Raw genomic sequence first — 14,693 nt, 5'->3', positions numbered from 1 at the left:
GGGGTGCCCTTGACGCTTGTCGCTCAGATTGTTAACAATCTGTTTCACCAAATATGGCAACAATTTGGGAGACAGGCATGGACCATCCCAAACCCTCCCCTCGCGCCCGTGAGCTCGTGGCCGGCGCGTACGACATCCACATCCACGTCGCCCCCGACGTGATGCGCAGACGCATAGACGACCTCAGCCTGGCCGCCCGGTTCGCCGAGGTGGGGCTGGCGGGATTCGTGCTCAAGTCCCACTACGTCCCCACCGCCGAGCGGGCCGCGGTGGTCCGGGCGGCGGTGCCCGGCTTCGGCGCGGTGGGCGCGATCACCCTGAACGCGTCCGTGGGGGGCATGAACCCCATCGCCGTCGAGATCGCCGCCCGGAGCGGCGCGCAGGTCGTGTGGCTGCCCACGGTCGACAGCGCCAACCAGCGCGCCTGCACGGCCACCGATCCCGAGGGCGCCACTCCCCCGATGTGGGCCCGGCTGCAGGACGAGCTGCGGGAGGCGGGCATCGCGGCCGACCCGGTGGACGTGCTGGGGCCCGGCGGCGCCGTGCTCGACCGGACCCGCCAGGTGCTGCGCCTGATCGCCAGGCACGACCTGACGCTCGCCACCGGTCACCTCAGCGCGGACGAGATCGACACCGTGGTGGACGCGGCCGTGGCGGAGGGCGTCCGCCGCATCGTGATCACCCACCCGGAGTTCACCTCCCAGCGCGTGGCCGTGGAGCGGCAGCGGGCCCTGTCCGCCAAGGGCGCGCTGCTCGAACGCTGCTTCACCACCCCGCACAGCGGCAAGGTCTCCTGGGAGACGTGGTTCGCGCACATCGAGGCCACGGGTGCCGCGCACTCGGTGCTCTCCAGCGACCTCGGCCAGCCGTTCAACCCGCCCGTGGAGGACGGCCTGGCGCTGCTGGCCGACCGGCTGCTCGCGGAGGGCTTCGCCGAGAAGGACGTCAGGACCATGGCCGTGGACAACTCGCGGTGGCTGGCGGGTGTGCGATGAGCGCCCCGGAAAGTGGCCTGGGAAACGGCACGGTGATCAAGGTCGGCGGGCTGACCAAGCAGTTCGTCAAGGACGACGTGGGCATCGTGGCGCTGCGCGACTTCGACCTCGAGATCGCGGAGGGCGGCTTCGTCAGCGTGCTGGGGCGCAGTGGCTGCGGCAAGTCGACGATGCTCAACCTGCTCGCCGGGCTCACCACGCCGACCTCGGGCACGATCACGTACCGGGACGCGCCGGTGTCGGGCCCGCGTACGGAGGTGGGCTATCTGACGCAGTCCGACACGCTCATGCCGTGGCGCAGCGTGCACCGGAACGTCGAGCTGCCCATGGAGATCGCCGGCGTGCCGGCCGAACGCCGGAAGACGCGTACGGCGGAGCTGATCGCGAAGGTCGGCCTCGAAGGGTTCGAGCGGCACTACCCGCGCGAGCTGTCCGGCGGCATGCGGCGCCGGGTCAGCCTGGCCAGGATGCTGGCCTGCGACCCGGAGACACTGCTCATGGACGAGCCCTTCGGCGCGCTCGACGCCCAGCTCCGCGGCGATCTGCAGGCCGAGTTGCTGCGGCTGTGGGCGGACGGCGGGCAGACGGTGGTGTTCGTGACCCACGACATCGAGGAGGCGCTGCTGCTCGGCGACCGGATCGTGGTGCTCGGCCGGGTCGGCCGCATCGTGCTGGACCGGCCGATCGACCTGCCCAGGCCAAGGGACGCCGACGAGCTGCGCGTGGATCCTGCGTTCGTCGCCCTGCACCGCGAGCTGACCGAGGCACTGAGAGAGGGAGCGCGATGACCGCCGTACAGACGGTGAACCTCGACCGGAGCTGGTGGAGCAGGCACGGCGGCGGGGTCACGGTGGCGTCGCTGCGGGCCCTGCTGGTGGTGGCGCTGCTGGTCACGTGGGAGCTCACCGCGGAGCGCTGGTTCGACATCACGTTCACGAGCCGGCCGAGCGACATCTGGACCCGCCTGGTGCAGTGGCAGCAGGACGGGACGCTGTGGTCCAACACGTGGATCACGGTGCAGGAGGTGGTCTACGGCTTCGTGCTCGGCGCCGCCGCCGGCGCGTTGACGGGCTTCCTGCTGGCCTCGGCGCCCGCGGTCTACCGGGTGTTCGACCCGTTCATCATGGCCCTGTACGCGATCCCGAAGGTCGCCCTGGCCCCGCTGTTCATCGTCTGGTTCGGCATCGGCATCCACATGAAGGTCCTGCTGGCCGCCGCGACGGTGTTCTTCCTGGTCTTCCTCAACACCGCCGCGGGTGTGCGCGAGGTGGACCGGGGCCTGATCGACGCCGTGCGGCTGATGGGCGGCAACCGGCGCGACATCATGCTCAAGGTCGTCATCCCGTCGTCGATGACGGGGCTGCTCACCGGCCTCAAGGTGGCCATCCCTTACGCGCTCATCGGCGCCGTGATCGGCGAGCTGGTGGCCTCCAACCGCGGGCTCGGCTATCTGATCAACGACGCCGCCGCGCAGTTCGACACCGCGGGCGTGTTCGCCACGCTGGTCGTGCTGAGCGTGATCGCGGCGCTGCTGAACCTGGTCGTCGGGCTGCTCGACAAGCGGGCCGGCCGGTGGAAGCCGATGGGGGCGGACCAGTGACGCGCCGCGCCCTGGCGCTCCTGGCCGTGGTCCTGCTCCTGGGCACGGCCGCCTGCGCGCAACGCACGTCGACGACGCCGCCGGGGGTGCTGAACGTCGGCCAGATCAGCAACTCGATCGCCTTCTTCCCCCTCTTCGTGGCCGAGCAGAAGGGCTATTTCACGCAGGAGGGCGTGAAGATGGGCGAGCGGCCCCGGCTCGGCACCGGGGCCAAGGTCGCGGCGGCGCTCAAGTCGGGCGGCATCGACCTGGGCGCCGGGGTGCTGACCGACGCGCTCAACCTTTCCAGGATCGACGACAAGGGCCGGCTGGTGGCCAACCTGGTGGACCGCTACTACGTGGACGTGGTGGTCGGCGCCTCCTTCACCGGGGCCGCGCCCGGCGATCCGCTCGACCAGCGCATCCGTGCCCTGCGCGGCAGGAAGATCGGCATCACCGGGCCGGGGAGCGGGACGGAGGCGCTGGTCACGTACCTGTTCGCCAGGGTCGGGATGAACTCCGCGACGGACTGCGAGCTGGTCAACCTGGGCAGCACCGCCGCCTCCGCGCTGGGCGCGCTCAAGGCGGGCCGGGTGGACGCGCTCGCCTTCTTCCAGCCGATCGCGCAGCAGGCGGCCGCGGCCGGGATCGGCACCCGCTACATCTCGCCCGCCGCAGGTGACGTGCCCGGCCTGGACCGGACCGCGCACGGCGTCGTGTTCACCACGCAGCGGATCATCGACAAGAAACCCCAGGAGGTCGCCGCCTTCCAGCGCGCCCTCGAACGCGCCCAGCGCCACATCCACGAGGCCGATCCGGCCGAGATCACCACGATGCTGACGGCCTATCTCAAGGGCATCGACCCGAAGGCGCTGACGGAGCTGCCGGCGCTCCTGAAGGCCGAAATACCGGAGCGGATCGGCTTCACGCGGACGTCCTTCGACACGGCCATCGCCTTCCATCGCACGACGGGGCTGGTCAAGCGGCTGCCCTCGTACGAGAAGATCGTGCCGCCCGCGCTGCGGATCGACACCCCTTAACCATGTTTCGGACACGTAACAAGGGGTTGACTTTGCCCACAAGATTGTCAACAATTTCGGCAACGGTTTTATCGGCAATGTTGATCAGGAGTCGGGGATGACGGTGATCGCGGTGCTGGGGCTGGGCGAGGCCGGGCGGATCTACGCCCGCGACCTGCGCGCCGCCGGGTTCCGGGTGCGGGGCTTCGACCCGTACGTGCGGGCGGACGACGACCAGGTGGACAGCGTCCAGGAGGCGGTGGCCGCGGCGGACGTGGTGATCAGCCTGGCCGGCGCGCGGGCCGCGGAGGGCGTGGCCCGGCAGGCCCTGCCCCACTGCCGTGAGCGGGCCGTCTACGCCGACCTCAACACCGGCTCACCCGCCCTGAAGAGGACGCTGGCGGAGCTGGCGCGGGCGGCCGGCGTCGCGTTCGCCGACGTCGCGGTGCTGGCGCCGGTGCCGCGGCGGGGCGCCGGCACCCCGCTGATGGTCGCCGGTCCCGGAGCCGCGCGGTTCGCCGAGCTGGTCGGGCCCGCGGCCGTGCCCGTGGAGGTCATCCCGGGCGGGGCGGGCGCGGCGGCGGCCAGGAAACTGCTGCGCAGCGTCTTCATGAAGGGCCTGGCCGCGCTGATGCTCGAGTGTGAGAGCGCCGCCGAGGCCGCCGGCGAGCGGGAGTGGCTGCGGGGCCAGATCGTCGGGGAGCTCTCGGGGGACGCCGGTCAGCTCGTCGACCGGCTGATCGACGGCAGCAGGGAGCACGCGGCCCGGCGGGTGCACGAGGTCGAGGACGCCGCGGAGTACCTGGCGGAGCTGGGCCGGCCCGCCTGGGTCATGCGGGCGTCCCGATCCTGGCTCGCCTCCCTGCTGGCCCCCGAACCACAGGACCGTCAGCCGCTGGATCATGAGGAGGAAGCGTGACCGCACGCAGAATGCTGGTCGTCGGGGCGCACAGCGCCGACTTCGTCTGGCGCGCCGCCGGCGCCATCGCCAAGCACACGCGGGCCGGCGGCGAGGCCCGGGTGGTGACGCTCTCGTACGGCGAGCGCGGCGAGTCCGGCGAGCTGTGGAAGGAGCCCGGCCAGAGCGTCGAGAACGTCAAGCGGATCCGGCACGCCGAGGCCACCGAGGCGGCGCGGGCCGTCGGCGCCGGCTACGAGTGCTTCGACCTCGGCGACTACCCGCTGCGGGCGGGCGGCGAGGACGTGGAGCGGCTGGCCGAGCTGATGCGGGAGTTCGCGCCGCACGTCGTCCTGACCCACCCCGACAAGGATCCGTTCAACCCGGACCACCCGGTGGCCTACCAGGTGGTCTCCCAGGCCCGGCTGCTCACCTCGGGCGCGGTCGTCGAGGCCGGGTTCAGGACGGCGCCGCCGTCGGAGTTCCTGGTCTTCGAGCCGCACCAGCCCGACCTGTGCGGGTTCGTGCCCACGGTGTTCGTGGACATCACGGAGGTCTTCGAGGCGAAGGCCAGGGCCATGGAGGCGATGAGCGCGCAGGCGTACCTGCGGCAGTACTACACCGAACGGGCCGAGCACCGGGCCAACCACGCCCGCAAGGTCACCGGCGACAAGGCGATCCGGCACGCGGAGGCGTTCCAGCGGATGGTGCCGAACGTGGTGGGTGCGCTGTGAAGGTCGAGGTCACCGGGCTGACCCTCACCTACGGCGACGCGGTCGCGGTGTCGGACCTGGACCTGACCGTGGACGAGGGCGAGTCCCTGGTCCTGCTGGGCCAGTCGGGCTGCGGCAAGACCAGCACCATGCGCTGCGTCGCGGGGCTGGAGACGCCGACGTCGGGGGTCATCGGCATCGGCGGCCGGACGGTGTTCGACAGCGGGGCCGGCGTCAACCGCCCGCCGAACAAGCGCAACATCGGCATGGTGTTCCAGTCGTACGCGATCTGGCCGCACATGACCGTCTTCGAGAACGTGGCCTTCCCGCTCAAGATGAAGGGCAGGAAGAGCGCCGAGCTGCGTACCGCCGTCCACGAGACGCTCGAGCTCGTCGGCCTCGACCACCTCGCCGGCCGAGGGGCCAGCCTGCTGTCCGGCGGGCAGATGCAGCGGGTCGCCCTGGCGCGCAGTCTCGCGATGCAGCCGTCGGTGATGCTGCTCGACGAGCCGCTGTCCAACCTCGACGCCCGCCTGCGCCACCGGTTGCGGATGGAGCTGCGCGAGCTGCAACTGCGGCTCGGCGTCACCTCCGTGTACGTCACCCACGACCAGGACGAGGCGCTGGCCCTGGCGGACCGGATCGCGCTGATGCAGTCGGGGCGCATCGTCCAGATCGGCCGGCCGCCCGAGATCTACGCGCGGCCGAGGAGCGCCGCCATCGCGGAGTTCCTCGGGGTGGGCAACATCATTCCCGTCACCCCGGAGGACGCCACCTGCGTGCGCGTGCCGGCGACCGGGCACCGGCTGCGCGTCGAGCCGTACGAGGCGGCCGACTCCCTGCGGCTCTGCATCCGCGCGGAGGACGTCCGGCTCGGCACGGAGGATGCCCGGCCCGGCCCGGACGCCGTCAACGCGCTGCCGGGCAGAATCGTCGGGTACGCCTTCCAGGGCTCGACCGTGGCCTACCGCGTAAGGGTCGGCGAGGAACTGGAGCTGGACGCGGTCCACCTGAGGTCGGCCGCGCTCCCGCTCGAGGTGAACGACGACGTCACCGTGTCGCTGCCGCCCGCCGCGATCCGGGTGCTGCCCGCGGAGGTGGCGGCGTGATGGCCACCCCGGCCGTCGAGCGCCCTGCTCCGGACCGGGCCCCGGGCCGGACCCCGAACCGGGCCACCGGGCTGCCCGGCCGCGCCCGGAGTCTGCTGCGCGCGGCCTCGCTGCCCGGGGCGCTGTTCGCCGTGCTCGCCGTGCTGATCCTCGCGCCCGTCGCGCTGGTGACGCTGGCCGCGTTCGCGTCCGAGGCGCCACGGCCGGGCAACGTCGGCCTGACGGGGCTCACGCTGGGCAACTTCGCGAGCGTGGCGAGCGCGGGATCGCTGGCGGCGACGCTCAACTCGCTGAAGGTCGGCCTCGGCGCGTCCGTGCTCGCCCTGCTCATCGGCGGGTTCCTGGCGTTCGTCACCGCCCGCACCAACGTGCCCGGACGCCGCTTCCTGTACCTGGTGGGCCTGGTGCCCATGCTGCTCCCCTCCTACGTGGGGGCGCTGGCGTGGTCGGTGCTGGGCAGCGAGAACGCCGGCCTGCTCAACATCACGCTGCGCGATCTCGGGCTGGCGGGGTTCGTCGACGTCAACAACGTCGGCGGCCTGGTCGTGGTGCTCGCCCTGTACTACGCGCCGTACGCGTTCCTGCTGATCCACGGGGCGCTGAGCCTGATGAACCCGGACCTGGAGGAGGCCGCGGGCGTGCACGGCGCGTCGCTCGCCCAGGTGCTGCGCCGGGTCACGCTGCCGCTGGTCACCCCGGCGGTGCTGGGCTCCGCCGTACTGATCTTCGTGCTCACGGTCGAGAACTTCCCGGTGTCCCAGATCATCGGCGGGGCCGCCGGGGTGGAGACGCTGCCGACCTACATCTACCGGTTGATGAACTCGACGCCGTCACGCGGCAACGAGGCCGCCGCCGTGGCGATCGTCCTGGTGGCGGTGGTCCTGGTCGTCACCGCGCTGCAGCGGCGGATGCTGGCCCGGCGCACGTTCACCACGGTCTCCGGCAAGGGGATGAAGCCGCGCCGGATCGACCTCGGCCGCTGGCGGCTGCCCGCGCTGCTGCTCGGCCTGGGCTACTTCGCGCTGTCGGCCGTGCTGCCGGTGCTCGCGCTGCTGTTCGTGGCCCTGCACGACTCGCCGTACGTCGGGACGGTGCTCGGGGCGTTCACCAAGCCGGGCGCGTTCACCGTCGAGTCGTTCCAGGACGTGCTGAGCTCCGGCATCACCCACCGGGCCACGGTCAACAGCGTCGTGGTGTCGGTGGCGGCGGCGGTGCTGGGCACCGTGCTGGCGTTCGCGGTCGCGTACGTCGTCAACCGCACCAGGCTGCCCGGCCGCCAGCCCCTCGAGTACGTGTCGATGCTGCCGCTGGCCATCCCGTCGATCGTGCTCGGCCTGGGCCTGCTGTGGACCTGGCTGATCATGCCGATCCCGGTGTACGGGACGCTCGCCGTCATGGTGATCGCGTTCGTCGCGGCCCAGATGCCGCAGGGCTTCCGCGGCGTGGCCGCCTCGATCGTGCAGGTGGACCGCGACCTGGAGGACTCGGCCGTGATGCACGGCGCGTCGCGTCCACGGGCCATCACGGCGGTCACCGCGCCGCTGCTGCGGGTCGGGCTGACCTCGACCTTCCTGCTCCTGCTCATGCTGTCGATGCGCGAGCTGACCGTGCCGCTGTTCCTGTTCACCTCGGACACGCGGCTGCTCTCGATCGTCATCTTCGACGACTTCGACAACGGCATCCTCCAACGGGCGGCCACCACGAGCCTGCTCTATTGCCTCGTCATCCTCGCCCTGTCCATCGTGTCCAGGCTCTGGGCGCCAACGAGCAGTCTCCGTAGTCCGAAGTTCGTAGGGAGATGTCATGAAAGCCACCCTTGTGGGGTCGAGCGTCCTCGCGTTGGCCCTGGCCCTGGCCGGATGCGGCGGGGCCGGGCCGGCCGGTGCGGCCACGACCCTGGTCGCCGGCGGCGAGGTGATCGCCGACGCGGCACTGTACTCGGCCGCGAAGGAGGAGGGCTCGCTGGTCTTCTACACCGGCGGCAGCGAGCAGTCGGAGAAGGCCGTCACGGAGGCGTTCACCAAGGCGACGGGGATCGAGGTGGAGATCGTCCGGCTGGCGCCGAACAAGCTCACCGAGCGCATCCTGGCCGAGGTGGGCGCGAAGAAGCTGGGCGCCGACGTGATCCGCACGTCGGGCGAGGACATCATCATCTCCCTGGCCAAGGCGGGCACGTTCCAGAAGACCGCGTTCCCCGACACGGTGAGGACCGCCGTGGGTGACGCGATCAAGGAGGACGGGCTCTACTTCTCGGGTTTCGACCGGGTCTACTCGTTCGCCTACAACAACGCCGTCGTCCCCAAGGACCAGGCGCCGAAGAACTGGGCCGACCTGCTGGACGCCAAATGGCAGGGCAAGCTGTCGATCGTCCAGGTCGGGGCCGGGGGCAGCACCGCCGCGCTCACCCGGTTCCAGCTCGACAAGATCGGCGAGGAGTACCTGAAGAAGTTCGCGGCCAACAAACCGCGCATCTTCGACTCGTCTGCGGGGCAGACCGACGCGCTGGCGCGCGGCGAGGTGGCGGTGGCGACGATGCCGGTGGCGACCGGGGTCGGCGCGATCGCCGACGGGGCGCCGCTCACGATCGCCGTGCCCGAGGAGGGCGCGGTGGGCTACCCCTTCTACGTGGGGGTGGGCGCGCAGGCGCCGTCGCCGAACGCCGCCAAGGTCTTCGCCGCCTGGCTGCTGTCGAAGGACGCCCAGCGGATCGCCGTCCAGCAGGGCGACTACCCCGTGCGCAAGGACGTCGGCACCCCGAAGGTCGGCGACGCGGAGCTGCCCGCGGCCGGCTCCGGCTGGCTCTACCGGACGGACGCGGACACCATGCTGGCGCACGTCGAGGAGGACGCGAAGCGCTGGCGCGAGATCTTCGGCTACACCGGATAGCGGGCGTATGAACCTCGTCGACCGCATCCGCACGGCCATCTTCGACGGAGACCTGGCGCCCAACCAGCGCCTCATCGAGGCGGACCTCTGCGCGCAGTTCGGGGCGTCCAGGTCGCACATCCGCAACGCGCTCACCGACCTGGTGGGCGAGGGTCTCGTGGAACGGATCCCGCACCGGGGCGCCCGGGTACGGGCGATCACCCTGGCCGAGGCCATCGAGTTCACCGAGATCCGCATGGTCGTCGAGGGCCTGTGCGCGGCCAAGGCGGCCCAGGCGGTCACCGAGGTGGGGGCCGCGATGCTGCGCTCGATCGGCGAGCGCATGCGACACCACCTGGCCGCCGGCGACCTCCTCGAATACTCGGCCTGCAACAAGGAACTGCACACGCTCATCCGGCGGATCAGCGGCCAGTCGGCGGCCGGTGACATCATCGAGCGGATCCGGGGCAACCTGACGCGTCACCAGGTGCGGCTGGCCCTCCGGCCGGGCCGGGCGGCGGTGTCGCTGCCCCAGCATCTCGCCATCATCGAGGCGATCTGCGACCACGACGAGGAGCGGGCGGAGGCGGCCATGCGCGCTCATCTGCGCAGCGTCATCGAGGCGCTGAAGAACGCTCCGCGATGACCGGCGGGCGGGCCTTCTGGCCGCTGCTCGTGGTGCACGCGATCCTGGTCCAGGTCGTCAGCTACGCGATCCGGCCGGCGTTGTCGTACGCGGTGCTGGAGCTCGGGTACGGGTCGGCGTGGGTGGCCGTGGTCGCGGCCATGTTCGCGCTGCCGCCGCTGATCCTGGCGGTGGCGACCGGGCGCCTGGTCGACCGGGTCGGCGAGCGGCCGAGCATGGTGATCGGCGGGGTCGCGCTGACGGCCGCGTCGGCGGTCGCCTTCGCCGGCTCCACGCGGCTGCCGCTGCTGATCACCGCCACCGGTCTGCTCGGCATCGGCATCGTCTTCTCGATGGTGGCCGAGCAGTCGGCGGTCGCGGGCCGGGCGCGGGGCCGCGGGATGGACGCCGCCTTCGGCGGATACACGTTCATCACGTCCCTGGGGCAGGGACTCGGGCCGCTGCTGCTGCTGATCCCGCCGGTGCCGGGCGGCAACGCGCCGCCCCTCGCGCCGATCGCCGCCGTGTGCGGGCTGGCGAGCCTGGTGACGCTGGCGGTCTCCTTCGGGTTCGGCTCCCAGGCCGCGCCGGTGCCGGGCGTGCGGGGGCGGTGGCCGGCCCGGCGGCTGCTCGCCCTGCCGGGGATGTACCGGGCGCTGCTGGTCGGCGCGCTGATCCTGGCGTCGATCGACGTGACGCTGGCGTACCTGCCGGCGCTGGCGCACGGGCGCGGCATCGCGCCCGCGTGGGTGACGGCGATGCTCGCGGCACGCTCCCTGACGCAGATGGTGTCCCGCATCTACCTGCGCCACCTGGTACGGCTGCTCGGGCGCAGACGCCTCACCGTGGTGGCCTGCGCGCTGTCGGCCCTGACGCTCTGCGGCCTGACGCTGCCCGTCCCCGTCGCCGTGCTCATCGCCCTCACCGCCGTGTACGGCTTCGCCGCCGGGGTCTGCCAGCCGATCACGATGGGCTGGGTCACCCAGCTCGCCCCGTCCGGCACCCGCGGGACCGTGCTGTCGCTGCGCATCGCGGGCAACCGGCTCGCCCAGACCCTGATCCCGGCCCTGGGCGGCGCCGCCGCGACGGCCGGCGGCGTGTCCGGCGTCCTGATGATGACGGGCGCGACGCTGGGACTGGCGGCCTGGTCGGCCGGAGCGATCCCCGACTCCGAAACCTAACCCGCGCCCGGCCCGCCACCCGGCACGGAAGACCGGCCCGCATCCGGCGTGGCCGTCAGGTGGTCGCGTCCGGCGGGTGGCCGTGAGGGCTGGGCGGCCTCGCGGCGGGCCGCCGCCGCGGCCACGTTGACCGGCATGTGCCCGAAGATCAGGCCGTGGAACGGTGAGATGCCCCACCAGTAGAGATGCCCGAGCAGCCCGTGCGGGTGGAAGATCGCCCGCTGCCGGTAGACGGTCCGGCCGGCGGAACGGGCGACGCTCAGCTCCAGCCAGGCCAGCCCCGGCAGCCGCATCTCGGCGCGCAGCCGCAGCAGCCGGCCGGGCCGGACCTCCTCCACGCGCCAGAAGTCGATGGCGTCCCCCACCCGCAGCCTGTTCGCGTCGCGCCGCCCGCGCCGCAGGCCGACGCCTCCGACGAGCCGGTCCAGCAGGCCGCGCAGCCGCCAGGCGGTCGGCAGGGAGTACCAGCCGTTGCGGTCGCCGATGCTCTCGATGACCTGCCACAGCGCCTCGGGGGAGGCGTCCACCCGGATGGCGCGGCGCTCGATGTAGAGGCTGCCGCCCGCCCAGCCGGGATCGGTCGGCAGCGGGTCGCTCGGGGCGCCCGGGGTGGAGGCCGACGACCAGCGGGTGGCGACGTCGGCCTCCTTGATCTTCTTGAGCGCCAGGGAGACCGCGTCCCTGAAGCCGATCAGGCCGGTCTCGGGGTCGGGCACGTACCGGGCGATGTCGTGCTCGCCGCAGACCGCGTTGTTGCGCAGCGACTCGACCAGCGGGCGCGCGATGCCCGAGGGCACCGGCGTGACCAGGCCGACCCACAGGCTCGACAGCCTGGGGGTGAGCACGCGCACGGGGATGATCACCCGGTGGGGCAGACCGGCGACGGCGGCGTACCCGCGCATCATGTCGGCGTACGTCAGCACGTCGGGGCCGCCGACGTCGAAGGCGCGGTTGACCTCGGCGGGGACGCTCGCCCACGCGGTGAGGTAGCGCAGCACGTCGCGGACGGCGATCGGCTGCGTACGGCTGCCCACCCAGCTCGGCGTCGTCATGACCGGCAGCCGTTCGGTGAGGTAGCGCAGCATCTCGAACGACGCCGAGCCCGAGCCGATGATCACCGCGGCCCTGAGCACCACGGCCGGGACGCCGCCGCGCAGGAAGACCTCGCCCACCTCGGCCCTCGACCGCAGATGCGGCGAGAGCCGCTCGTCCGGGACGAGCCCGCCCAGGTAGACGATGCGGCGCACGCCCGCCTGCGCGGCCGCCGCCGCGAACGTCTCGGCCGCCCGGCGGTCGTTCTCGGCGAACTGCCCCGATCCGCCCATGGTGTGGATCAGGTAGTACGCCACGTCGACGCCCTCCAGGGCCGCCCGGGTCGGGCCGGGATCGGCGGCGTCCGCCCGCACGATCTGGGTCCGTACCGCCCACGGGTGGTCCCGGAGCCTGTCCGGCGACCGGGCCATGCAGCGGACCTCGTGACCGGCCGCCAGCAACTCGGGCACCAGCCGGCCCCCGATGTAGCCGGTCGCCCCTGTGACCAGGCAACGTGCCATGCCCACTCCCCCGATGTAGACCGTTCCGTCCCCGTATACCCAGCCAGGGGCGTTTGCCTCAGGCGGTGAACGCCTACACGCCCGCCTGGGCCTCGCGGCCGGGGCGGGGCCAGGGGCGGCCGCCGAGGCGTTCGACCTCCGTGTTGAAGCGGCCGAGGTAGGCGGCGAAGTCCGCGACCTCCTCCGGCGTCCAGGCGGCCAGCACCCGCTCCAGGCCGTGCAGGTGCCGGGCGCGCTCGCCGTCGAGATAGCGCTCGCCCGCCGCGCTGAGCCGGAACTTGCGGGCGATGCCGCCGTCCGGGTCGGGGATGCGCTCGGCCAGCCCGGCGCGCAGCAGGGCCGAGGTGTGCCGGTTGAGCGTCGAGACGTCCAGGCCGAACGCCTCGCTGAGTTGGCCGATGGACATCATGCCCTCCATGCGGATGCGGCTGAGCAGGATGTACGCGCTGCGGTCGAGGTGACGGTGCTGCCCGAGCAGCATCGTCTCGTACTCGATCAGGTGGGTGGGCTTGTCCATGCCGGTCTTTCTCCGCTTCGAGGTGTGCAACCCCCACATCATGTGCACGTAACACTCTATGTGTAGAGTGCACACCGCTTCCAACGTCGAGAGCTTGAAGGGGGATCCGCGTGGAAGAGCAAAGAGCAGGCACCCGCCCGAACGGCATCGTCACCGTGATGGCGGTGGCCGGCATCGTCGCCTCACTCACCCAGACCCTGGTCGTCCCGCTGATCGGCGAGCTGCCACGGCTGCTGGGCACCAGCGCGTCCAACGCCTCCTGGGTGATCACGACCACGCTGCTGGCCGGGGCCGTCACGACCCCGGTGATGGGCCGGCTGGGCGACCTGTACGGCAAGCGCCGCATGATGCTCGTCTGCTCGCTACCCCTGATCCTGGGCTGCGTGGTGTGCGCGCTCGCCGGATCCCTGACCCCCATGATCATCGGCCGGGGCCTTCAGGGCATGGGCATGGGCATGATCCCGCTGGGCATCAGCGCCCTGCGCGACGTGCTGCCGCCGGCCCGGCTCGGCCCCTCCATCGCGCTGATGAGCTCGTCCATGGGCATCGGCGGCGCGCTCGGCCTGCCGATCGCCGCCGCCGTGGCCGAGTACGCGAGCTGGCGGGTGCTGTTCTGGGCCACGGCCGTGCTGAGCCTGCTGGTGGCCGCCCTCATCTGGCTCCTGGTCCCGGTCACGCCCACCGGCGCCCGGGGCCGCATCGACGTCGTGGGGGTGCTCGGCCTCGGCACCGGCCTGATCTGCCTGCTGCTGGGCGTCTCCAAGGGCGCCGACTGGGGCTGGGCGAGCGGCACCACGCTCGGGCTGCTGGCCGCCGCGGTGGTCGTCCTGCTCGCGTGGGGCTGGTGGGAGCTGCGGACCAGGGACCCGCTGGTCGACCTGCGCGTCACCGCCCGGCCCCAGGTGCTGCTGACCAACATCGCCTCGATCGTGGTCGGCTTCTCCATGTACGCCCAGGCGCTGATCGTCATGCAGATCCTGCAGCTCCCGGAGGCCACCGGCTATGGGCTCGGCCAGTCGATGCTGGCCGCCGGCCTCTGGATGGCCCCCTCCGGGCTGATGATGATGATCATCTCCCCCGTCAGCGCGCGCCTGTCGGCGGCCCGCGGCCCCAAGGTCACGCTGATCGTCGGCAGCCTCATCATGGCCCTCGGGTACGGCTCCTCCATGGCCCTGCTCGGCTCCACCTGGGGGTTGCTGATCGTCACCTGCATCTGCAACATCGGCGTCGGCTTCGCCTACGGCTCGATGCCGGCCCTCATCATGGGCGCGGTGCCCCGGTCGGAGACCGCCGCCGCCAACAGCTTCAACACCCTGATGCGCTCGATCGGCACCACGGTGTCGGCCGCGGTGGTGGGCGTGGTGCTGTCTCAGTTGACGATCGAGTTCGCCGGGCGCGCGCTTCCGTCGGAGGCCGGGTTCCGTACCGGCATGCTGATCGGCTGCGGCGCCGCGCTCGTCGCGGCGGCGGTCACCATGGCCCTGCCGTCCCGCCGGGCCGAGCCTCCGACCGTGCACGCCGAGGCCCCCGCGCACGCCGTGAAGCACTGAGCCGGCCCCGCCGGGAGCGACCCCGACCACGCGCACTTCGGACCAGGCTCCCAAGATTCTGGACACCTTGCCCAGATGATCTTGGGCCG

At 72.1% G+C, this 14,693-nt stretch carries 13 protein-coding genes and 1 pseudogene; 12 read left to right on the top strand and 2 right to left on the bottom strand.

Features of this window, described 5'->3' with window-relative positions:
• Positions 1-77 precede the first annotated feature (77 nt).
• The 11 genes and pseudogenes from AB0I15_RS15550 (at position 78) to AB0I15_RS15500 (ending at position 10,984) form a co-directional block, all read left to right on the top strand.
• On the top strand, positions 78-995 hold the full coding sequence (locus AB0I15_RS15550) for a DUF6282 family protein (RefSeq protein WP_358095120.1): 918 nt from the start codon (positions 78-80) through the stop codon (positions 993-995).
• Entirely contained in the window at positions 992-1,783 is a 792-nt protein-coding gene (locus AB0I15_RS15545) for an ABC transporter ATP-binding protein (RefSeq protein WP_358095118.1), read from the top strand. Before AB0I15_RS15550 ends, AB0I15_RS15545 begins: the two co-directional genes overlap by 4 nt.
• Positions 1,780-2,595, top strand: a complete 816-nt coding sequence (locus tag AB0I15_RS15540) for an ABC transporter permease (protein ID WP_358095116.1) — start codon at positions 1,780-1,782, stop codon at positions 2,593-2,595. The genes AB0I15_RS15545 and AB0I15_RS15540 overlap by 4 nt, the downstream gene beginning before the upstream one ends.
• Positions 2,592-3,614, top strand: a complete 1,023-nt coding sequence (locus AB0I15_RS15535; protein ID WP_358095114.1) for an ABC transporter substrate-binding protein — start codon at positions 2,592-2,594, stop codon at positions 3,612-3,614. The genes AB0I15_RS15540 and AB0I15_RS15535 overlap by 4 nt, the downstream gene beginning before the upstream one ends.
• Before the next feature lie 97 nt (positions 3,615-3,711).
• Positions 3,712-4,512 carry a DUF1932 domain-containing protein gene (locus AB0I15_RS15530; protein WP_358095112.1) on the top strand — a complete coding sequence of 267 codons (801 nt, stop codon included), beginning with the start codon at positions 3,712-3,714 and terminating at the stop codon, positions 4,510-4,512.
• Positions 4,509-5,225: a PIG-L deacetylase family protein gene (locus tag AB0I15_RS15525; protein WP_358095110.1), complete on the top strand. Its 717-nt coding sequence runs from the start codon at positions 4,509-4,511 to the stop codon at positions 5,223-5,225. Before AB0I15_RS15530 ends, AB0I15_RS15525 begins: the two co-directional genes overlap by 4 nt.
• Entirely contained in the window at positions 5,222-6,313 is a 1,092-nt protein-coding gene (locus tag AB0I15_RS15520; protein ID WP_358095108.1) for an ABC transporter ATP-binding protein, read from the top strand. The genes AB0I15_RS15525 and AB0I15_RS15520 overlap by 4 nt, the downstream gene beginning before the upstream one ends.
• Positions 6,313-8,058 (top strand): annotated as a pseudogene (locus tag AB0I15_RS15515) (iron ABC transporter permease); the annotation flags it as partial. The gene AB0I15_RS15520 and the pseudogene AB0I15_RS15515, both read left to right, overlap by 1 nt.
• A 58-nt stretch (positions 8,059-8,116) precedes the next feature.
• Entirely contained in the window at positions 8,117-9,199 is a 1,083-nt protein-coding gene (locus tag AB0I15_RS15510; protein ID WP_358095106.1) for an ABC transporter substrate-binding protein, read from the top strand.
• Positions 9,200-9,206: 7 nt separating this feature from the next.
• Positions 9,207-9,824 (top strand): GntR family transcriptional regulator, encoded by a 618-nt coding sequence (locus tag AB0I15_RS15505; RefSeq protein ID WP_358095104.1) that lies wholly within the window; start codon positions 9,207-9,209, stop codon positions 9,822-9,824.
• Positions 9,821-10,984: an MFS transporter gene (locus tag AB0I15_RS15500; RefSeq protein ID WP_358095102.1), complete on the top strand. Its 1,164-nt coding sequence runs from the start codon at positions 9,821-9,823 to the stop codon at positions 10,982-10,984. Before AB0I15_RS15505 ends, AB0I15_RS15500 begins: the two co-directional genes overlap by 4 nt.
• Here the strand turns inward: AB0I15_RS15500 and AB0I15_RS15495 are convergent.
• A complete protein-coding gene (locus AB0I15_RS15495) occupies positions 10,981-12,537 on the bottom strand; it encodes an SDR family oxidoreductase (RefSeq protein WP_358095101.1) in 1,557 nt (518 codons plus the stop codon). The two genes, AB0I15_RS15500 and AB0I15_RS15495, sit on opposite strands and share 4 nt — an antisense overlap.
• Before the next feature lie 73 nt (positions 12,538-12,610).
• Positions 12,611-13,054 carry a MarR family transcriptional regulator gene (locus AB0I15_RS15490; RefSeq protein WP_358095100.1) on the bottom strand — a complete coding sequence of 148 codons (444 nt, stop codon included), beginning with the start codon at positions 13,052-13,054 and terminating at the stop codon, positions 12,611-12,613.
• A gap of 110 nt (positions 13,055-13,164) precedes the next feature.
• Between AB0I15_RS15490 and AB0I15_RS15485 the strand changes: the two genes are divergently transcribed.
• Positions 13,165-14,604: an MFS transporter gene (locus tag AB0I15_RS15485; RefSeq protein WP_358095098.1), complete on the top strand. Its 1,440-nt coding sequence runs from the start codon at positions 13,165-13,167 to the stop codon at positions 14,602-14,604.
• Positions 14,605-14,693 lie beyond the last annotated feature (89 nt).

The sequence above is a fragment of the Nonomuraea sp. NPDC050643 genome (assembly GCF_040654715.1).
GTDB lineage: Bacteria > Actinomycetota > Actinomycetes > Streptosporangiales > Streptosporangiaceae > Nonomuraea.
The sequence above is the reverse complement of the archived record's forward strand: the minus strand, read 5'-3'. Positions and strand labels throughout refer to the sequence as shown.